The organism is Paraliomyxa miuraensis, assembly GCF_026337845.1.
Taxonomy (GTDB): domain Bacteria; phylum Myxococcota_A; class Polyangia; order Nannocystales; family Nannocystaceae; genus Paraliomyxa; species Paraliomyxa miuraensis.
This window is the reverse complement of the sequence record NZ_JAOVZF010000133.1, coordinates 68,063-88,242: the sequence shown is the minus strand read 5'-3', so window position 1 is coordinate 88,242 and position 20,180 is coordinate 68,063. Positions and strand designations below refer to the sequence as shown.

General features: G+C 69.4%; 19 protein-coding genes. 16 read left to right on the top strand and 3 right to left on the bottom strand.

The annotated features are described in order from the left end of the window. Window positions 1–13 precede the first annotated feature (13 nt). The 3 genes from OEB96_RS04745 to OEB96_RS04735 form a co-directional block, all read right to left on the bottom strand. Window positions 14–901, bottom strand: a complete 888-nt coding sequence (locus OEB96_RS04745) for a hypothetical protein (RefSeq protein ID WP_266214237.1) — start codon at window positions 899–901, stop codon at window positions 14–16. 5 nt (window positions 902–906) lie between these two features. Continuing rightward, window positions 907–1,860: a retroviral-like aspartic protease family protein gene (locus OEB96_RS04740; protein ID WP_266214236.1), complete on the bottom strand. Its 954-nt coding sequence runs from the start codon at window positions 1,858–1,860 to the stop codon at window positions 907–909. Between the two features lie 70 nt (window positions 1,861–1,930). Then, on the bottom strand, window positions 1,931–2,695 hold the full coding sequence (locus OEB96_RS04735) for a hypothetical protein (RefSeq protein ID WP_266214235.1): 765 nt from the start codon (window positions 2,693–2,695) through the stop codon (window positions 1,931–1,933). Between the two features lie 579 nt (window positions 2,696–3,274). Between OEB96_RS04735 and OEB96_RS04730 the strand changes: the two genes are divergently transcribed. The 16 genes from OEB96_RS04730 (at window position 3,275) to OEB96_RS04655 (ending at window position 20,175) form a co-directional block, all read left to right on the top strand. Further along, window positions 3,275–6,127 (top strand): molybdopterin-dependent oxidoreductase, encoded by a 2,853-nt coding sequence (locus OEB96_RS04730; protein WP_266214234.1) that lies wholly within the window; start codon window positions 3,275–3,277, stop codon window positions 6,125–6,127. Further along, the gene (locus OEB96_RS04725; protein ID WP_266214233.1) at window positions 6,124–7,155 is read left to right on the top strand and encodes an FAD binding domain-containing protein; all 1,032 of its coding nucleotides are present in this window, start codon (window positions 6,124–6,126) and stop codon (window positions 7,153–7,155) included. The genes OEB96_RS04730 and OEB96_RS04725 overlap by 4 nt, the downstream gene beginning before the upstream one ends. Next, window positions 7,155–7,379: a hypothetical protein gene (locus OEB96_RS04720; RefSeq protein WP_266214232.1), complete on the top strand. Its 225-nt coding sequence runs from the start codon at window positions 7,155–7,157 to the stop codon at window positions 7,377–7,379. The genes OEB96_RS04725 and OEB96_RS04720 overlap by 1 nt, the downstream gene beginning before the upstream one ends. Window positions 7,380–7,417: 38 nt before the next feature. Continuing rightward, window positions 7,418–8,050 (top strand): peptide-methionine (S)-S-oxide reductase MsrA, encoded by a 633-nt coding sequence (gene msrA, locus OEB96_RS04715; protein WP_266214231.1) that lies wholly within the window; start codon window positions 7,418–7,420, stop codon window positions 8,048–8,050. Between the two features lie 101 nt (window positions 8,051–8,151). Beyond that, window positions 8,152–8,550 carry an SCP2 sterol-binding domain-containing protein gene (locus OEB96_RS04710; RefSeq protein WP_266214230.1) on the top strand — a complete coding sequence of 133 codons (399 nt, stop codon included), beginning with the start codon at window positions 8,152–8,154 and terminating at the stop codon, window positions 8,548–8,550. Further along, complete coding sequence (locus tag OEB96_RS04705) at window positions 8,540–11,134, top strand: hybrid sensor histidine kinase/response regulator (protein ID WP_266214229.1); 2,595 nt, start codon at window positions 8,540–8,542, stop codon at window positions 11,132–11,134. The genes OEB96_RS04710 and OEB96_RS04705 overlap by 11 nt, the downstream gene beginning before the upstream one ends. Window positions 11,135–11,289: 155 nt before the next feature. After that, the gene (locus OEB96_RS04700; RefSeq protein ID WP_266214228.1) at window positions 11,290–11,898 is read left to right on the top strand and encodes a sigma-70 family RNA polymerase sigma factor; all 609 of its coding nucleotides are present in this window, start codon (window positions 11,290–11,292) and stop codon (window positions 11,896–11,898) included. Next, entirely contained in the window at window positions 11,895–12,461 is a 567-nt protein-coding gene (locus tag OEB96_RS04695) for a cupin domain-containing protein (protein ID WP_266214227.1), read from the top strand. The genes OEB96_RS04700 and OEB96_RS04695 overlap by 4 nt, the downstream gene beginning before the upstream one ends. A 202-nt stretch (window positions 12,462–12,663) precedes the next feature. Next, entirely contained in the window at window positions 12,664–13,308 is a 645-nt protein-coding gene (locus tag OEB96_RS04690) for a hypothetical protein (protein WP_266214226.1), read from the top strand. A gap of 132 nt (window positions 13,309–13,440) precedes the next feature. Next, window positions 13,441–14,295: a universal stress protein gene (locus OEB96_RS04685; RefSeq protein ID WP_266214225.1), complete on the top strand. Its 855-nt coding sequence runs from the start codon at window positions 13,441–13,443 to the stop codon at window positions 14,293–14,295. Window positions 14,296–14,306: 11 nt separating this feature from the next. Further along, window positions 14,307–15,752, top strand: a complete 1,446-nt coding sequence (locus tag OEB96_RS04680) for an ArsB/NhaD family transporter (RefSeq protein WP_266214224.1) — start codon at window positions 14,307–14,309, stop codon at window positions 15,750–15,752. A 70-nt stretch (window positions 15,753–15,822) separates the two neighbouring features. Next, window positions 15,823–16,422 (top strand): hypothetical protein, encoded by a 600-nt coding sequence (locus tag OEB96_RS04675; RefSeq protein ID WP_266214223.1) that lies wholly within the window; start codon window positions 15,823–15,825, stop codon window positions 16,420–16,422. Between the two features lie 117 nt (window positions 16,423–16,539). Beyond that, entirely contained in the window at window positions 16,540–16,872 is a 333-nt protein-coding gene (locus tag OEB96_RS04670; protein ID WP_266214222.1) for an ArsR/SmtB family transcription factor, read from the top strand. Between the two features lie 51 nt (window positions 16,873–16,923). Beyond that, window positions 16,924–17,685, top strand: coding sequence for a low molecular weight phosphatase family protein (locus tag OEB96_RS04665; RefSeq protein ID WP_266214221.1), 762 nt, complete (start codon window positions 16,924–16,926; stop codon window positions 17,683–17,685). A 15-nt stretch (window positions 17,686–17,700) separates the two neighbouring features. After that, window positions 17,701–18,726: an ACR3 family arsenite efflux transporter gene (gene arsB, locus OEB96_RS04660; RefSeq protein ID WP_266214220.1), complete on the top strand. Its 1,026-nt coding sequence runs from the start codon at window positions 17,701–17,703 to the stop codon at window positions 18,724–18,726. Between the two features lie 75 nt (window positions 18,727–18,801). Then, the gene (locus tag OEB96_RS04655; protein ID WP_266214219.1) at window positions 18,802–20,175 is read left to right on the top strand and encodes an AAA family ATPase; all 1,374 of its coding nucleotides are present in this window, start codon (window positions 18,802–18,804) and stop codon (window positions 20,173–20,175) included. Window positions 20,176–20,180: the final 5 nt, after the last annotated feature.

Genomic DNA, 20,180 nt, shown 5'->3' with positions numbered 1-20,180 from the left:
CCCCGGGCCACGCTCATCGAGCACCGTCGTGGGCAAACCGCAGCGGCAGCAGCTGCAGCCCGAACCCCGTCGCGATCATGCGCATGCGTCGATTCGAGGTGAGCTGCGCGACCCAGTCGAAGCGCCCCACGTCGCCGATGGGCACCACGGCACCGTCGGGCGCGCGCACGTCGAACGAGAGTCGCACCCCGTCGTAGTACGCATGCGGGGGCTCGGCCCGCTCCACGGCGAGCCCCGTGGACCTCAGCGCGGTCTCGAGGCGACCGGCGAGCACCTCGTGGCCAGGGGCAGCCCGCAGCGTGAGCGCACGATCGACCAGGCGATGGCCGAGCGCCTCGGCGCGGTCGCACAGCCGCTGCATCACCGCGATCTGCTCGCCGAACGCCTCGATCTCGAACCCGTCCTCGGCCCGAGCGGGCCCGGCCTGCACCATGGCGAACATGCGAAAGTGTCGCGACGCGCCCCGAAAGGGCGGCAGCGGCTGGCAGCGCATCACCTGGTGCAGAGTGCACAGGCGGACGACTGCGGTGGGATCCTCTCGCAATCGATGTGCGCACTCGAGCGCGAGCACGTTGGTGGGATCGGCGACGACCTCCGTGCCCCGGTTGGCGCTCAGCGTGCGATCCTGACTGGTGGGCGCGACCACCGAGCAGCTTCCCAGCGGCGCCACGGGCGAGAGCACCAGCGCCTCGAAGCCCTCGGCAGCTTCGAGCGCCAGGCCGTCGAGCGCATGCATGGTGCGCCCATCGAGCATCGACGGGGCGACGTAGGCATCGCGGACCCACTGCGCGAGCAGGTCCGCGGGACGTCGGCGGGCCGCCTGCTTGCGGGCCAGCTCGAGGAGCACGGGGGTGGTCTGGCTCGGCGGGGCGTCGCCGAGCGCGTCCAGCTCGCGGGGCATGGGGCTCAGGCCTTCTTGCGCAGGACGATCTCCCTGCCGGGGTAGTCGAGGATCATCACGTAGCCTTCCCAGAGGCGATTGCCGAGGTTGCCCTTGCGGTTGGGGTCGGCGCGGGGCGGGGTGATGCTGGTGGGCACGTCGGTCAGCTCGAGCGGTCCGATGGTGAGCCGGTCCACGGTGCCATCGTAGACGATCGCTTCGCCCAGGCTGCCGCCGAGGACGCGGCTCTGCGTCCACTCGGTCATCGCACCGCCGAGCCCGAGCTCCTCGGCGAAGGGCGTGAAGATCTCGAGGCCCAGGGAGGAGCCGGTGTCGATCGTCGCGCGGAACGACTTGTCGCCGAGGGCGACCTCCACGACCGGCATGTCGCCGGAGGCGTTCATGACCAGGGGCATCACGTGGTCGGCCGCGGCCACGTCCTCTGCGAACGCCTCCATCGAAGGGGCGAAGCTCACCGTGCGCTCGACGTGATCGAACCGGGTGGCGCGGCTCCCGAGGAAGCCGTCACCCAGGATCCCGTGGAGCGGCTCGCCGAGCCGGCTCCCGAGCATGTCCATGGGGACCGCGGCCGCCTGTAGACGGTCGAGCCGGAGCTCGCCGACCGAGAGCTCGGGGATCCAGATCTGATGGATGAGCAGCGTCTTGCCGAACTGCTCGATGCGCTGGGCCTCGTCGTCGTCGAGCTCGATGCCGAGCTTGGCCGCCAGCGCGGAGTCGATGACGGCGCCGGTGACCCCCGTGTCCACCAGGAAGGTGAACGGCCCCTCTCCCTCGATCCGCACGTCGATCAGCATCTGGTGCCGAACGCTTCGGTACGGCACCTCGACCACCGCCGGCTCCGCCGGCACGTCGCCGGGGTCGGCCGCGGGGGACTCGGGCATGGCCGGGTGCTCCCTTGCGCATGCCGGCCCCAACCCGACGAGCCCGATGAGCAGTGCGAGATCCTCGATGGCGGCCATGGACGGAGGATAACCGATCGTGCGTGATTGCGAGGCCTCTGCACGCGGCACAGGGGCTCGTGAGCGTCGCTCACAGGAGCGTCGAGGCGCAGTCCTTGAGCTCGGCCATGGTCTTGGCCTTCATGGCACAGTCGATCTCGGCCTGGGTGCCCTGCTCCTGACACGAGGCAATCACGTCGTCCTCGACCTCCTCGAGCACCTCTTCGACCAGCGCGGCGTGGTCGCCCGCGTCGTCCATGGCCAGCTTCTCGAACTGGGTGAACAGCCCCGTGCAGACCTCCTTGGTCAGGCCCTCGCCGTGGGGGGCGTCGTGCAGCGCCTTCTCGACCTCGAGCTCGGCCGCGTCGCACAGGGCGACCTCTTGCGCGGTCTTGGCCGCCATGATGCAGCGGGCCACCTCCCCGTAGAGCTCGGGGCCGATCTTCACGAGGTGATGCTCCATGGCCTTGATGCAGTCGGGTACTGACACCCCGCTCTTGCCCACCTCGGCCTCGTGCTTGCACACGTCTTCGAAGCTGGGCATCGACTCGGCGTGGTGGGACAGCTCGCGCAGGCTCTCGTCGTCGTGGGCCCTGGCGATCTCGATGACCGCAGCCGAGCGCGCGAGTGCCCCGGACTTGTCCTTGCTGGCATCGAAGTGGACCTCGCTGGGCTTGGTGTCGGGCGCCTTGGCGTCCGCCGCCTTGGCGTCCGCCGTCTTGGCATCGGGCGCCTTGGCATCGGGCGCCTTGGCATCGGCCGACTTGGCATCGGGCGCCTTGGGCTGGTCGGCGCTGTCACATGCAAGCAGGAAGAAGAGGGCGGTGATGGTCCACGGGCGATGGGAGCGACGCACGACCGCACGATAGCGACCCGGGCGGGCCGGAGCAAGGTTCCGCGCGTCGCGTCATGGGTCTTGTGTCATGGGTCTGGCGTCATGGGGATGCTCGACGAGCCAGGCATCGACTCGCTCGACCTCGTCCTTCGCGTTGGTGCTCGCGAACATCTCGCCCGCGCTTCGAGCGAACCCCCGGGCGCGCTCGGGAGATCGTTCCACGAGTATCTACGTCGCGCTGAAGCGAACGAACGTCAACTCCCGAGGAACCTCGGTCGCTCCTCCGAGGACTGCGTGTCGTCCATCGCCCGGTGCTGCATCGGCTCTGCCTCGGCCAGGCGATCGACCGCGGAGGGCCGAACAGGAACCACGGGACCAGACCACGAGCTCGACGAAGTGGTTGAAGAGCACGCCCGCGTGCAGCACCCAGCTTCCGGGACACGGGCGGGCCACATCCTCGAGATACGGGCGGCGTACCCCGGCTTGCGCGATCGACCTTGACAAGTGACCGATGGTCATTTACCTAGAGCGCGATGCTCCTCCGCGTGTTGCGTGGGGGCTCGTGACCGCGGGTGATCACCTGGGAGCGGCAGAGCGGCGATGAAGGACGAGATCAGCACCACCCGACGAGGTTTCTTGCGCGGCTCGATCGGCACTGCCGGCGCGGCCCTGGTGGTGAGCGACGCGGGCTGTGCCAAGCCGGCGCACCTTCCCGGCGAGACGGCCACTGCTCCGGGCACCGCCGAGGCCGGCGAGCGCGTCTCCGTATCCACCACCGTCAACGGCAAGGCGCATCAACTCGAGGTGCACCCCGACGACAGCGCGCTCGACGTGGTCCGCAAGGAGCTCCACCTGACCGGCAGCAAGCTCGGCTGTGGTCACGGGGCCTGCGGTGCGTGCACCATGCACCTCGACGGCACCCCGGTGGTCACCTGCCTGCTGCCCGCCACCGCGCTCGAGGGTCGCACGGTGGTCACCGTGGAGGGCCTGTCCAGGGGAGCCAAGGGATCCAAGTCGCTCCACCCGGTGCAGCGCGCATTCATGGCCGAGGATGCGCTGCAGTGTGGCTACTGCACCCCCGGCTTCGTGGTCGAGGCGGCCGCCTTCCACGATGCGTGGCGCAAGCAGCACGGCACCACCGAGCCCTCGCGCGACGAGGTGGCCGCGGCGCTCTCGGGGCACCTGTGCCGCTGCGGCGCCTATGCCCAGATCTACGCGGCGGTGCAGGGCGCCTGTGCCGGTCGCTTCGATGCCAGCGAGGCGGCCCCGCGCTACGACGCGCGCGAGAAGGTCACCGGCGCGGCCAAGTACACGGTGGACACCACGCTGCCGGGCATGCTCGTCGCCAAGTCGCTCGCCTCGCCCCATGCCCACGCGATCGTGACCAAGCTCGACTGGTCCAAGGCGCTGGCGGTCCCGGGGGTCGAGGGCGCCATCGACCTGCTCCCCGAGTCGCGGCGCGTTCGCCATGCCGGGCAGGAGATCATGGCGCTGGCCGCCACCGACGAGCGCACGGCCGAGCACGCGCTCTTGCTGGTCGAGGTGGAGTACGACGTGCAGCCGGCTGCGATCGGCATGGACGCCGCGCTCGCGCCGGAGGCTCCCGTGGTCTACGAGGCCAAGACCGAGCGCAAGCACCTGCCCAATTCGTCGGAGGGCCCGCTGATGCCCGAGGGCTGGAAGGGCAACCTCCGCGGGCCGCTGCGGCTGTTCTCCAAGAAGCGCTCGCAGGCCCGCCGCGCCATCGAGCAGGCCAAGGAGGCCACCGAGGAGGATCGCAAGGGCGCGACCCTGGTCGAGGGCACGTGGCGCACCCAGGTGCAGTGCCACACCCCGCTCGAGCCCCACGTGGCGCTTGCCCAGTGGGACGGCGAAGACACGCTGACCGTGCACATGAGCACCCAGGCCGTGCACCACATGGCGGAGGAGATCGCCGAGCGCTGGGGGCTGAAGGAGGAGCACGTGCGGGTGCTGGCGCCCTACGTGGGCGGAGGCTTCGGCGCCAAGGCCACGCTCACCACCGAGACCGTGATCGCGGTCGAGCTCGCCCGGGTGTGCGGCGTCCCGGTGATGTACGCGCTCGATCGTCGCCAGGAGCTCATGATCGGCGGCAACCGGCCCGCGGCCAAGACCGAGATCGCGCTGGTGACCAACCCCAAGGGCACGCTCACCGCGATGCGCTCGGTGACCCACAACGATTCCGGGGTCGCGGTGGGCGGGGTGGTGGGGGTGATGCATCGCCTGGTCTACCCCGAGGCGCCGCGCGAGATCGTCGACTACGACGTGACCAACCATGCGCCGGCGGGCAAGCCGTTTCGCGGCCCTGCCGGTCCGCAGGCCTACTGGGCGCTCGAGCAGGCGGTCGACGAGATGGCCCACGCGCGCGGCGAGGATCCGGTGGAGTTGCGCAAGCGCTGGGATCCCAACCCCGCTCGCAACGCGCTCTACGCCTGGGTGCAGGCGCTGCCCGAGTGGAGGGATCGTCCCAAGCCCCGGGCCGATCGCGGTCGCTACCGCCGTGGCATGGGCCTGGCCACCGCCGCGTGGTTCTCGTTCACCCAGCCCAACAGCCACCTCGAGCTCCAGGCCGGCCCCGATGGCCTGGTGGCCTCGATTGCGACCCAGGACATCGGCAACGGCACGCGCACCACCATCGCCACCGTGATCGCGCAGTCGCTCGGGCTCTCGATGCACGACGTGGACGTGCGCATGGGCGACTCCGACTACGTGCCGGGGCCGATGGCGGGAGGCAGCCGCACCACCTCGTCGGTCGTGCCCCCGGCCATGCACGCGGTGGCGCAGCTCAAGGACGAGCTGTGCGACCTGGCGCGCAAGCACCACGGGCTCTCCGGCGTGCATGTGGCCGAGGACGGGGTGGGGCACGACGGCGGCGTGATCCCCTGGGCGGAGGTGATGGCGATCGGACCCAAGATCCGCGTGATCGGCCGACGCCAGCGCGACGAAGGCGGCTACTACATGCCGCCGATGTTCGGGCTGGCGATCGAGCAGGCGCTCGCCGGATCGGTGCAGGTGGTCGAGCTCGAGGTCGACACGCGCCTGGGGCGTACCAGGGTGCTGCGCACCTGGGGCGGCTACGGCGTCGGTCGCATCGTGTCGCCGCAGCTCGCACGCAGCCAGGCCCAGGGCGGCATCATCCAGGGCATCAGCTATGCGCTCTACGAGGAGCGCCGGCTCGATCCCTCGCGCGGCTTCTTGCTCACCGCCGGGCTCGAGGACTATCGCGTCATGGGGATCGGCGACGTGGGAGAGATCCACGTGCACTTCGACGAGACCGGCTACGAGCAGATCCGCGGCCGCTCGGTGGGGCTGGGCGAGCTGGTCACGCTGGCCCCCGCTGCCGCCATCGGCAACGCCATGTTCGACGCCACCGGCTGGCGGCCCCGCGAGCTGCCGCTTCGACCCGACCGCGTGCTGAAGGGGGTGCGAGGATGATCCGCTTTCCAACTTCGTTGACCGAGCTCGAGCCCGCCGCCGGCGGCTCCGCCCCCGTGGTGCGAGCGGGCGCGACCGACCTGACCGAGCGCCGCCGCCTGCGAATGGCGGCGGGCCCGCTGCTCGACCTGCGCGACCTGCCTGGCCTCGACACCGTCGAGCCCGACGGCACGGGAGGCATGCTCGTGGGGGCCAAGCTGCGCATCGCCGAGCTGGCGGTGCACCCCGGGCTCGCGGCCGCCTACCCCGGCCTGTGTGCCGCGGCCGGAGCCCTGGCCACCCCGCAGATCCGTGCGGTGGCGACCTTGGGGGGCAACCTCTTGCAGGCCAATCGCTGCTGGTACTACCGCAACCCCGACGAGCGCTGCCTCAAGAAGGGCGGGGCGGCGTGCCTGGCTCGCCAGGGCGACCACATCCATCACGCCTGCTTCGACCTCGGGCCGTGCGCGTGCGTGCATCCCTCCACCCTGGGCATGGCGCTCATGGCCTACGAGGCCAGCGTGATGGTGCACGGCGCCGCAGATCGCACGGTGGCCGAGCTCTACGGTGACGGGTCGGATCCCTCCCGCGACCATCGGCTCGAGCCCGGCGCGGTGCTCACCCACGTGGTGCTCCCCCCGCCCAGGCCTCGCGAGCAGGCCGCATACTTTCGCACCATCACGCGCGCACGCTCGGAGTGGCCGCTGGTCGAGGTGCTGGTGCGGCTGGTGATGGACGGAGACACGGTGAGCCTTGCCCGGGTGGCGATGGGCGGGGTGGCGCCCGTGCCCTTGCGTCTGCCCGAGGTCGAGGCGGCGCTCGTCGGGGGCCCGGCCAGCGCCGAGGCGCTCGCCAAGGCGGCCGCGATCGCCACCAAGGGCGCCACGCCGCTGCCGATGACCGGGTACAAGGTCGACCTCGTCGAGGGCACCGTGCTCGAGACGCTCGAGCGGGCCTGCCACTCCACGCCGTCGTTGGCCACGCCGTCGTCGGGCTCTTTGCCGGAGGCGGACGAGCCGCCGACCCCGAACCCACAGGGAGGTGCATGATGGAACTGTGTCGATACCTGCGCTGGAAGACCTTCTCGCGGCAGAGCGGCGATCCCCAGCAGGTGTGGGAGTCGGTGCTGCGCAGTCAGGTCCCGTTCTCGTGCCTGCGAACCTGCCAGTCGTGGGGGCCCGACGACGAGCTGGCCTCGCCCGAGTGCTGCAATGCGCAGCGGGCGTGCTTCGTGAAGGATCGCCTCGGGGGCAATGGCCCGCGCGTGGCGTGACCGTAACGTCGCCGCGAGCCGGTCGTAGACTCGTCGTGATGCGCGGTCTCCTCCTCGGCTTCGGCGGTCTGTTCCTCATCGCGTGCTCGTGCTCGTCACCGAGCGCCCAGCCCACGGCCACGGCCGCGCCCGCGCCCTCCGAGGCCGCGATGGTGGCCGATGGCGAGCCCACCGCCCCCGTCGCCGATGGCGTGGCCTACTTCGCCGGTGGTTGCTTTTGGGGCGTGGAGCACTACATGCAGGAACTCCCCGGGGTGATCTCGGTCGAGTCGGGCTACATGGGAGGCCACGTCGAGTCGCCCAGCTACGAGCAGGTCTCGAGCATGACCTCGGGCCACCTCGAGACGGTGGCGGTCCGCTTCGATCCCGGCCGCGTCTCCTACGAAGCGGTGGCCAAGCGCTTCTTCGAGATCCACGATCCCACCCAGGCCGATGGCCAGGGTCCCGACATCGGGCCCGAGTATCGCTCGGCCGTCTTCTACGGCAGCCCCGAGCAGAAGCAGATCACCGAGGGCTTGATCGAGCGGCTTCGCGCGCGCGGCTATGACGTGGTCACCGAGGTACGCCCGGCCGAGCGCTTCTGGAAGGCCGAGGACTACCACCAAGACTACTACGCCAGGAGCGGCAAGACGCCGTACTGTCACGCACGGGTGCGTCGCTTCGGCGACTGAACGGAGCTCGGCGCGGTCTCCCGTCGATCCGGAATCGGCCCATTGCGGGCCTGCTGTCCCCGGTGGCAGCGATGCCCCTGGCTGATATCGTCCGGCCGACCGTGACTCGTCCGACCGTGCTCGACACGCCTGCCGAGGTAGAAGCGATCGTTCGCAGCCTGCCGGCCCGCCTGCGCCCCGAGCGAGTCGAGGACTGGCAGGGGCGCTTCCACCTCGTGCTCACGGGCGACGCCAAGCCCGAGTGGACGGTGACGATCGCCAACGGTCGCTGCGAGGTCGTCGAAGGCCTGCACGGCGAGCCGAGCTGCGTGCTCACCATGCCCGCCAAGACCTACGTGGGCGTGGAGACCGGCAAGAAGAACCCGATGGCCGCGTTCCTCAAGGGACGCGTCAAGTTCACCAACGTGGGGCAGCTTCGCCGCTACGATCGCGCGTTCTACAAGCTCTACGACGTGCCCACGGCCGAAGCGGCCGATGGGGTCGAGGGCGATGCCGGCTGAGCCGCGCCGGGGCCCGCCGCGGGAGGCGGGGGATCCGGACGAGGAGCGGAGCGCGCTGGCCCGGAGATTCCTGGTGCTGGTCGAGCGGATCATCGCTTCGTCGGGACGCGAGCACGACGAGACGGAACACCGACGCCTTCGCGTGTTCGTCGGTGCTCTCCTGGTGATGACGATCGGGATCGCGATGTTCGTGCTCGTGCACGTGATCATCGCCAACGCCATCGGCATGCTGTTCACGGGGCTGGGCCTGGGGATCGTGCTCGTGCTGCTGGTGATGGTGCGGCTCGGAGCATCCTCGCGGCTCGTGGCCCACACCGTGGCCGCGCTGTTCTCCGTGGTGGTCGTCACGGGTCTGCTCACCGGCAACGGCGTGCTCGGGGCGGGGGTGAGCACCTTGACGTTCGTTCCCGTGCTGCTGTGCATGGTGCTCGGCGGTCGTGCCGGATGGCTGTGGTGCGGAGTCAGCGTGATCTCCGTGGTGTTCCTCGCCAGCATGACCCGGGGCGATCCCGCGGAGATCGGGCTCTATGCCATCAACGAGGCCGCGGTGATCATCTTGCTCACCGCGATGGCCCATGCCTTCGACATGATGCGAGCGCGGGCGCTCTCGCGGGCCAACCTCGCGCGCGCGCAGGCCGAGGCGGCAACCGAGGCCAAGAGCCGCTTCCTGGCCAACATGAGCCACGAGATCCGCACGCCCATGAACGGTGTGCTGGGGATGCTGGGCCTCTTGCTCGATTCGAAGCTCGAGCAGCGTCAGCGCGAGCACGCCGAGATCGCCCACACCTCGGGCGTGGCGCTGCTCGATCTGCTCAACGACATCCTCGACTTCTCCAAGATCGAGGCCAAGCAGATGCAGCTGGAGGCGGTGCCCTTCAACCTGCGCGCGCTGGTGGAGGACGTGCTCGATCAGGCTGCGATCGACGCCGACGCCAAGGACGTCGAGCTCGTGTGTCGCTACCTGCCCGACACCCCGGCCGACGTCATCGGCGATCATGGGCGCGTGCGGCAGATCCTGCTCAACCTCGTGAGCAACGCGGTCAAGTTCACCGACGAGGGCCACGTGCTGGTCGAGGTCCAGCACCTCCCCCGGAACGTGGGTCCAGACCGGTTTCGCATCGAGGTGCAGGACACCGGGGTCGGCGTGCCCGAGGACCGACGGGACGCGATCTTCGAGCACTTCCAGCAGGTCGACATGTCGACCACCCGTACGCATGGAGGCACGGGGCTCGGGCTGGCCATCGTCAAGGATCTCTCGAGCCTCATGGGCGGCGAGGTGGGGCTGTCGCCGTCGCCCGATGGTGGCTCCACGTTCTGGGTGAGCCTGCCCCTCGAGGTCGTCGAGGGCGCGCCCTCGCAGGTACGGGTGCCGGCCTCGCTCAGCGGCGCTCGCATCCTCGTGGTGGACGATCACGTGGTCAATCGCCGCATCCTGGTCGAGCAGTTCTCGCGCTGGGGGCTGAGGGTCGAGGCGTGCTCGTCGGGCGCCGAGGCCCTCGAGGTGGCGCGCCGAGCCAGCGCGCAGGCGCGTCCCTTCGGCCTGGCGATCCTCGACTTCCACATGCCCAACATGGACGGCCTCGAGCTCGGCCGGACCATCAAGGCCGACCCCGGGCTGAGGGACATGGTGCTGGTCATGCTCAGCTCGGTGACCCACCGCGCGGGCACCGAGGAACTCGAGGCCGCCGGCTTCTCCGGATACCTGGTCAAGCCGGCCCACCAGAGCGATCTGATGGACGTGCTCTCCACCGTGTGGGGCAATCGGCCTGCCGGCCCCACGCGGGCTCCGATCGCGGTCTCCACCAGCTACTCCCGCTTCCACGCCCAGGTGCGCCCGCTGGGCGAGAGCCGGGCCCGCGTGCTGGTGATCGAGGACAACGCCGTCAACCAAAAGGTCGCCCAGCGCATGCTCGAGCAGCTCGGGTGCCGCATCGATGTCGCAGGCGACGGACGAGCCGCGCTCGAGATGATCGAGTCGATCCCCTACGACCTGGTGTTCATGGACGTGCAGATGCCGATCATGGACGGCCTGGAGGCCACGGCGGAGATCCGCCGGCGCGAGGGCGACGCCGGGCCCAGGCTGCCGATCGTGGCGATGACGGCCCACGCCCTGGTGACCGACCGCGAGCGCTGTCTCGAGGTCGGGATGAACGACTACATCAGCAAGCCGGTACGCCGTCGCGACCTGCTGCGGGTGCTGCGGGAGCACGGCGCGTGGCAGGAGGAGCCAGCACGTCCTTCACCGGCTCCGGCGGCCGCGCCTCCCTGCGATCTGAGCGGGCTGCGCGAGACCTTCGGCGACGACGAGGACGAGCTTCGCGAGCTGCTGCTCGAGTACCTCGAGCAGACGCAGCAGCAGCTCGCGCACGTGTTCGAGGCCCATCGCGAGGGCGATGCCGAGGCGCTGCGCCGCCATGCCCACTCGCTCAAGGGGGCCTCGGGCTCGGTGGGGGCCACCGTGATGTTCGGGCTGATGAAGGCGGCCGAGCGCGGCACGGTGGATCGCGCCGAGATCGAGCAGGCGCTGGCCGAGCTCCGGCGCTACCTGGCTTTGGAGCTCGGAATCGCGAGCGGAGCGGGCTGACCACGAAGCGCCGATCCGAGCGGGCCCGACCTTCGTATCGAGGGGCAGCCCCACGAGGACTTCGCTTGACCCCGGCCACGCCCATGCTCGAGGTGGGACCCCTCCTCCGAATTGACCGCGCTGCCTTCCTTGGCCTAGCGTGGCGGAGCACGCGCATGGCCCCATCGAGCCCCAGTCAGTCCGGTGCTTCGGCCGCACCGGACGCCGAGCCGGACGACGGCATGCTCGTGAGCGAGGTGGCCAGGGGCCAGCTCTCGGCGCTGGCCACCCTCTACGATCGTCACGCGGGCATGCTGCTGAGCACCGCCCATCGCATGCTGGGCAACGAGACCGCCGCCGAGGATCTGGTCCAGGACGTGCTCATGGAGGTGTGGCGTCGTGCCCACGCGTTCGATGCCTCGCGGGGCTCCGTTCGCACGTGGATGCTGGTTCGCCTGCGCAGTCGTGCGGTCGATCGGCTGCGCTCGGCTCGACACCGGCGCGAGGTTCCGGTCGAGGAGGTCGTCCCTCGTGAGCCCGCGCCCTCGCACGAGGATCCCGAGCTGTCGCCGGACCGCGCGCTGGTGCGTCAGGTGCTGGCCGAGCTCCCCGAGGATCAGCGCACGGTCATCGAGCTGGCCTACTTCCATGGACTGTCGTCATCGGAGATCGCCGAGCACATGGGCTCGCCCATCGGCACGGTCAAGTCGCGGACGGCGGCTGCCCTGGGCAAGCTGCGGGCTGCGATGAGCGTGATGCCCCCGTCCGAAGGAGGGAGGGCATGAGCACCGACGAGCTGAGCTCGAACGCCTCGGAGCCCGAGGCCATCGACGCGCACGTGCTCGAGCTGCTGGCATCCGGGCTGCCCAGGCGCGCGCCAACCGAGCGCATGCGCGAGAGCCTGCTCCGACTCGCGGGGGGGCGCGAGCGCTTCCTGCCGTTCCTCGATCGCATGATGGTGCTGTTCGATCTGCCCGAGGCGCAGGCCCAGGGCCATCTGCGCGGCATCGATGACGACGAGGTCTGGGACGACATGCTTCCGGGCGTCCGCTTCCACGACTTCGATGGCGGCCCCGCGATTGGCGAGGCCCACGGGGGGCTCGTACGCCTCGAGCCCGGTCAGGCGTTTCCGCGTCACACGCACGTCGGCGAGGAGCGCTTGCTCGTGCTGCAGGGCGAGCTGCGCGACGACGAGGGCCGGCGCTACTTGGCGGGCGACCTCGTGGTATCCCCCGATGGCTCGACCCATGAGCTGCGCGCCGTGGGGGACCGCGAGGCCATCTACGCGGCGGTCGTCACCGCGCTGGAGATCGTCGGGCTCGACGACGACGATGACGATGACGACTAGGTGCGCCCGAGCCTCTTGCGGCGCTCCACGGCGCGCTCGGGGGATGCCGGAGGGTGCGCGGGTCACGATGGACCGCCCTGGCCGGCCGGTCACGCGCCGCCATGGAGGCGCGAAGCGGCCGGGATTCCCGGAATTGAGCCGTCTGGAGGCATCCTGTGGGTTTTTCGAAGCTCGAGGCGGATTCAGGCCATAAATTAGGCCGATGCGATTGCTTCGTCCTACCGGCGCCCCGCTCCTTGCCTCGCTTTGGCTGGTGGTCTCTCTCGGCTGCCCCGCGAGCGACGACACCACCAACCCGTTCGACATGACCACGGGTCCTCAGACGACGATGACGACCATGACGACGACCACCACGGGCATGTCGTCGACCACGTCGGACGATACGACCACAACGTCGGACGACACGACCACCGGACTCGACTCCGGGACCGCCACCGATGCCAGCGGGAGCTCGGACGACGGCCCTACGGGGCAGGCGTGCGGCAACGGCGTCATCGAGGGGACCGAGCAGTGCGACTGCGGCGAGGACTTCTGCACGCCGGCGGGCCTGGGCGGGAACATGTGCCTGGGCCAGACGGCGCTCCTGCCCAACGGCAAGATCCGCTACTACACGGGCGGCATCCTCAACTGCAACATGGCCAGCTGCCAGTTCGACTTCGCGCAGTGCAGCTTCTGTGGCGACACGCTCATCAACGGCCAGGAGATCTGCGAGCTCGACTCGGACCCCGGTCCGTCGTGCCAGGCCCTGGGCATGGGCAGCTCGACCATGCCGCTGCCCTGCAATGTCAATTGCCTCGAGTGGGACACCACGTGCTGCGAGGTCCCGCTGCCCAAGGAATGCCAGTAGCTCGTTCGTGAGCACCGGTCGAGGGCTGCCGCCCTCGTGCCGGTTGCCCGGGGAGACGCGCAAACCCGCGGTGAACGCGGGTCATGCGCGGAGGCGCTCGCGCCGGTGCACGTATACTGCCCGGCGCGAGTCATGACCAACGTCGATCAATTCGAGAGCGTCTTTCGCTCCGCCGACAAGCCCGTGTTCCACCTCGCGCCGGTCGATGCGAGCACGGTGGTGGTGGTCAGCGATCGAACGGGGGAGTCGGCCCAGGCCTTCGCCGATGCCGTGCGCCGGCTGCTGCACGGGGTGCCGAGCGTGCAGCAGGTGCAGGTGCTTCCCGGCGAGGACTGGAGGACCACGGGCGAGCTGCTCGAGGCGGTGCAGAAGGCCGGCGCGAGCCTGGTGTGCACCCACCGGAACCTGTGCTCGGACGGCTGGCGGTGGCCTCACAGCCTGGGCGAGCACCTCGACGTGCTCACCCAGGTGAGCCACGCCCCCGTGCTGGTGTGCCCGCACCCCGAGCTCGTCGCCCCCGAGCGCTTCGCCGAGCGTGGCACCGACCGGGTGATGGCGGTCACCGATCACCTCGCCGGCGACGACCGCCTGGTGAGCTGGGCGCTCGCGCTCACCGAGCGAGGCGGGCGGCTGCTGCTCAGCCATGTCGAGGACGAGCGCTCCTTCGATCGCATGATCGAGGTCATCGCCAAGATCCCCGCGCTCGACACCGACACCGCGCGCCGCACGATCCGTGCCCAGCTGCTCAAGGAGCCCCACGACTACATTCGCTCGTGTCGCGAGGGGATCGAGCGCATCGGATCCCACGTGACGGTGGAGGAGATCGTGACCATGGGGCACCGCCTCGCGGACCACGTGCGGCTGGTGAAGGAGCACGACGTCGACGTGCTCGTGCTCAACACCCGTGACGACGATCAGCTCGCGATGCACGGCCTGGCGTACCCGCTCGCCGTGGAGCTGCGCGAGATCCCACTGCTGCTGCTCTAGGAGGTGCTCCCGTGATCGAAGCCGCACCGATTCCCTCGTCGTCGTTCCATGCCCTCGTCGGTACCGCCCCTGGCCTGCTGGCCAGCGCCGGGCACCATGCGCCCTCGCTGTCGGTGACGCTCACGTTCGCCGCCGTGCTGGTCGCCCTCATCCTGTGCCTGGCGCTCGAGGAGAAGATCCACGCCAAGAAGTCGTTCATCGCGGGTGCGTTCGCGATGTTGTCGCTGATGATGGCGATGGTGTTCGGGATCGAGCCCGGCACGGCCGAGGTGCACGTGTTCGAGGAGACCCTGACGATCCCGATCTACATCCCGGCGATCGACTGGGGGGTGATCGCGATCATCCTGGGCTCGAGCATCTTCGTCGACGTGACCTCCAAGTCGGGGCTGTTCACGTGGATCGCGATTCGGCTCACCAAGGCCAGCGGGGGCGACCCGGTGCGCCTGCTGTGGTTCTACGGCCTGATGACGGTCGTGTTCTCGGCCGTGCTGAACAACGTGACCGCGATGATCATCGTGGGCTCGCTGACGGGGGTGTCGCTGCGCAAGCTCGGGCGCGAGCCCATGCTGCTCGGCTTCCTGCTGATCGAAGGGCTGCTCACCAACGTGGGGGGCTTGCTGACGCTGATCTCCTCGGTGCCCAACATCATCGTGGGGACGGCGGCCGGGATCTCGTTCATGGCGTTCTTCGTGGCGGCGGCGCCGTTCGTGGTGCTCGGCACGGTGGTCACCCTGCTGATGGGCGCGCGGCTGTTCCGGATCGAGCCGCTCCGCACCGAGGAGGAGCGGCGCGCGGCCGCCGAGCAGGTCGCGGGCTTCGACGAGAACGACGGGATCGAGAGCCGCGGCTTCTTCTACTTCGGGGCCGTGATGCTGGGGCTGTTCATCGTGGTGATCGCGACCACGTCGGTGCTGCCCTATGTCAGCGAGCTGGGCATGGGCTACGTGGCGCTCACGTTCGCCGTGATCATGCTGGCGCGCTACAAGAGCAGCGTCGACGCCTACTATCGGGCGCTCGACTGGGATCTGCTCGGGTTCTTCGCGGGCCTGTTCATCGTGATCAACGTGATGGAGCACGCGCAGGTGCTGACGCTGATCGGCAAGGGGCTCGCCTGGGTGATCGGGCTGGGCGACACACTGGGTACCGGGCTGGTGCTCGTGGCCTCGGCCGCGTTCTCCTCGGTCACCGACAACATCCCGCTGGCCGCGATGCTGGCCAAGATCCTGCAGCAGCTCGGCAAGCCGTCGGACTCGCCGCTGTGGTGGTCGGTGGTGTTCGGCGCCAACCTGGGCGGCAACCTCACCCCCATCGGCTCGGCGTCGACCCTGGTGGCGGTGACCATCATGCACAAGCAGGGCCTGAAGGTCTCGTTCAGCGGGTTCGTGGTGAAGGCGCTGCCCTACGCGCTGGTGCAGATCGTCCTGGCCACGCTCTACGTGCTGCTCGTGCTGGCGTAGGCGGGTGTTCTTCACCCGTGGGGCGGGGGGCTTGCGGCAGGGACGGGTCTTGGTCGAGCATGCGGGCGCCATGAAACGTCTCGCAGGATCGTTTGCGCTCGTGCTCAGTGTGTCCCTGTCCCTCGCCTGCGACTCGGGCGAGAAGAAGGACGACGCCAAGAAGGCCGAGGCCAAGAAGGACGACGCCAAGGAGGCCAAGGCGGGCGACGTGAAGGCCGCCGACGGCGGTGCCGAGCCCGACGCCAAGGCCGACGCCAAGCCGGCCGAGCCCGTGAAGCTCGCCTCGCTCTCGCTCGAAGACGTGGGTCTCGAGGCCAACGTGCAGGCGCCCGAGGGAGCCAAGGCGACGGCGGAGTTCGGGGTGTACGTGGTGATGGCGGGGGAGAGCTTCCAGCTCCAGATCAACGCCAGCGCCGCCGACTTGGCCGCCAAGAAGGCCGAGATCGAGGGCAACACGGTCAACAAGCTCAAGTCGTTCGTGACCGAGAACGAGACCGAGCTGGTCTACGAGACCGAACTGGACGGCAAGCCCGAGTTTCACTTCGTGGCCAACGTCGACGTCGACGGCGCCAAGTACCACTGCCAGGACAAGCTGGGGGGGCAGCCCTACGCCCAGGCCGATGTGGACGCGATGCTGGCGGCGTGCAAGTCGCTGGCCGCGATCGAGTAGCACCGGGCTGGCGCCGGGTGCCGCCGGGTGCTGGGGTTTGGGTCACGGGACGGTGACGATGAGCCCTGGTCTCGCGGTGGAGCTTTACATCGACATTCATCGATGTAGTATCTCCCCGTGACGACCCGCCTTCGCGTGGTCGAGGAGTGCCGTCCTTCGGGGCGGCGCAAGCCTCGTGAGCTGAGGTCCTACGCCGGCCTGCTCAAGGCGCTCGGCGACGAGACCCGGCTCGAGATCGTGGGGCTCCTGGCGGCGGCCGGGCAGCCCCTTTGTGCATGCGACATCGAGTCTCACTTCGATCTGGCGCAGCCGACCATCTCGCACCACCTCAAGGTGCTGCGCAAGGCGGGCTGGCTGGGCTCGGAGCGGCGGGGCACGTGGGTCTTCTACGATCTCGACCGCGAGGCCGTGTCCCGCCTCGAGGGCCTGGTCACCACGCTGCGCAGGTAACGGACGTTCTTCCCTCGATTGCCTTCGTCTGGTGCATCGATGAACATCGATATGAGAATTCGTCGCCTCGGCCTCCTCTCGGTGCTGGGATTGATGGTGGGTGCTTGCGGGGGCGATGCCACCGGCTCACGCCACGACGAGGCCACCCCCGCTGCCCCTGCCGTCCCGGAGCTACCCATGACGCCCAAGGTCTCGATGCATCCCGCTCTGCATGCGCACGTGCGGGAGCACGTGTTGCCGGCGATGGCCGAGATCCCGGCCGAGCGTCGGGCCGTGCTCGCGCAGCTTGCCGCGTTCGTCTCGGAGCGGCGCGCCGAGGGGCAGCCCGCCGAGCTCACGTTCATCTGCACGCACAACTCGCGTCGCAGCCAGCTCGGGCAGGTGTGGGCGGCCACGGCCGCGGCCTGGCTCGGGGTGGATGGCGTGCGGACGTTCTCGGGGGGGACCGAGGTCACCGCGTTCAACTCACGAGCGGTGGAGGCCCTGCGGCGCGCGGGCTTCGAGGTCGGCGGTGCGGAGGGTGACAACCCGCGCTACGCGGTCTCGATGGGCCCGGCCGGTGCGCCGACCGAGGGCTGGTCCAAGCGCTACGACGACGAGACCAATCCGCAGCAGGGCTTTGCCGCGATCATGACCTGCTCGAGCGCCGATGCCTCGTGTCCCACGGTCAAGGGCGCTGCGCTGCGGCTCTCGCTGGCCTACGACGACCCCAAGCAGGCCGACGGGACCCCGCAGGAAGCGGCGCGCTACGACGAGCGCAGCCGGCAGATCGCGGCGGAGATGTTCTACCTGTTCGGGCTCGTGCAGGCCTGAGGGAGGGACGCGCGCATGGGCCTGTTCGAGCGTTGGTTGTCGCTGTGGGTGGCCCTGGCCATCGGGCTCGGGGTGCTCGTGGGCCGGGCCGTGCCCGGGATGATCGAGGCCATCGCCGCTCTCGAGCTCGCGGGCGTCAACCTCGTGGTCGCCGTGCTCATCTGGCTGATGGTCTACCCGATGATGCTCAAGGTGGACCCCGGGTGCCTGCGCGAGGTGGGTCGCAAGCCCAAGGGGCTCGTGCTCACGCTGGTGATCAACTGGCTCGTCAAGCCGTTCACCATGGCGGCGCTGGGGGCCCTGTTCTTTCGGGTGGTGTTCGCCGGCTTGGTGCCCGAGCAGGACGCCGAGCACTACATCGCGGGCATGATCCTCCTGGGCGTGGCCCCGTGCACCGCCATGGTGTTCGTGTGGAGCCACCTCACCGAGGGGGACGCCAACTACACGCTGGTGCAGGTCTCGATCAACGATCTGGTGCTGGTGTTCGCGTTCGCTCCCATCGCCGGGCTGTTGCTCGGGGTGACCGACCTGGTGGTGCCGTGGGGGACGCTGGTGGCGTCGGTGGTGATCTTCGTGGTGGTGCCGCTCCTGGCCGGGGTGCTCACGCGGCGGGTGCTGCTCTCGCGGCCTCGGGGACCGGCGGCGGTGGAGGGGTTCGCCGCGCGGCTCAAGCCCACCTCGATCGTGGGGTTGCTGCTCACGGTGGTGCTGCTGTTCTCGTTCCAGGCGCAGACGCTGGTGGACCAGCCGGGGCGGGTGGTGCTGATCGCCGTGCCGCTGCTCTTGCAGAGCTATGGGATCTTCGCGATCGCCTACGCGCTCGCGCGCTGGCTACGGCTGCCGCACGACGTGGCGGCCCCGGCCGCGCTCATCGGCACCTCGAACTTCTTCGAACTGGCGGTTGCGGTCGCGGTGAGCCTGTTCGGCCTCGCCTCCGGCGCCGCGCTGGCGACCGTGGTGGGGGTGCTCATCGAGGTACCGGTGATGCTGTCGCTGGTGCGGTTCGCCAACCGGACCAAGGGGTGGTTTCCGGCAGGGTAGGGGGTGCGGGGATAGTGCATCGCGCTCCAGTGTGTGTTTTTATTGGGGAATGGTAGGGTTCGAGGGCGCCCCGCCATGCGAATCGACCGCCTCGAGCTGCAGAACTTTCGCGGATTCGAGCACCTGGTGCTCGAGCTGCATCCGCGGCTGACCCTGCTCATCGGGAACAACGGTTCGGGCAAGAGCAACGCGCTCGAAGGGCTGGCGGTGGGGTTGAGCGGCTGGCTCTTGGGGCTGAGCGACATGTGGCGTCATGCTCGTCGTTTTCAACGCGGGGACGTCCGGCAGGCCCTACGCAAGTCCACCGAGGTACCGAGCCTCGAGCCACGGTTTCCAGTGGCGGTGACAGCCATCGGATGCATCGACGATGAGCAAGTCGAGTGGCGTAGGTGGGTCGCCGGACTCGAGGAGACCTTCTACGTCGACAACGGCCAGCACGAGCTGGCCGAAGTCTCGCACGGAGTCAATGGCATTCAAGACGTCGCAAGGAAATACCAGAACAGACTCAGTGGATCGGAGAAGGTCGAATTGCCCGTGTTGGCGCAATACGGCACCAACAGGCTGCGGTCTGCAGTGGTTGAGCTGGGTGGTCAAGCAGGCGACCGTTCGCAGAAGCTAGGCTCGCGCTTGCGTGGCTACGAGGGGGGGCTCACCTCAGCGGCCAGCTATGAGCGGTTCGAGGCTTGGATGGCTTGGCGCACCGAGGCATCCCTGCAACGCCTTGCCGAGCTCATCAAGGCGGGCGGACCTCCCAAGGAAGTCCCGCGCGCCCCTGAACTCGAGGCCATGGAGCAGGCCGTGCTCGGCTGCGTGGGCGGAGCCAAGCGCTTCTTCTACGACGTCAACCACCAGGAGCTGCGTCTCGAACTCGACACGGGCGAGCTCGTCCCGTTCTCGCAGCTCTCCGATGGCTACCGCAACCTCGTGGCGATGGTCGCCGACATCACCTGGCGCGCATCACAGCTGAACCCGCACCACGGTGCCAATGCCGCCCGCGATGCCACCGGTGTGGTGCTGATCGACGAGCTCGAGCTGCACCTGCATCCGGCATGGCAGCGCCGTGTCATCGATGACTTGCTGCGAACCTTCCCCAACCTCCAATTCGTCGCCACCACGCACTCCCCCCAGGTGATCGCCTCCGCTCGCCCCGAGCATCTGTGGCTCCTCCACGACGGCAAGGCGATGCGTCCCGGGCCCATCCATGGCAAGGACAGCAACGCCATCCTCCGCGACATCATGGGGGTGGGAGAGCGGCCGGATTGGATGCGCGAGCGTCTCGCCGAGCTCGCCCGCTTGATCGACGACGGCGCGCTCGATGACGCCAAGGCACTGCTGGCCAAGGTCGAGGACGACCTCGGCCAAGACGACCCCACGGTGACGGGCTTGCAGTGGGAGCTGCACGACCTCGAGGTCCACGGTGCGCCGGATCCACAAGAAGAAGGAGCCTGAGTGCA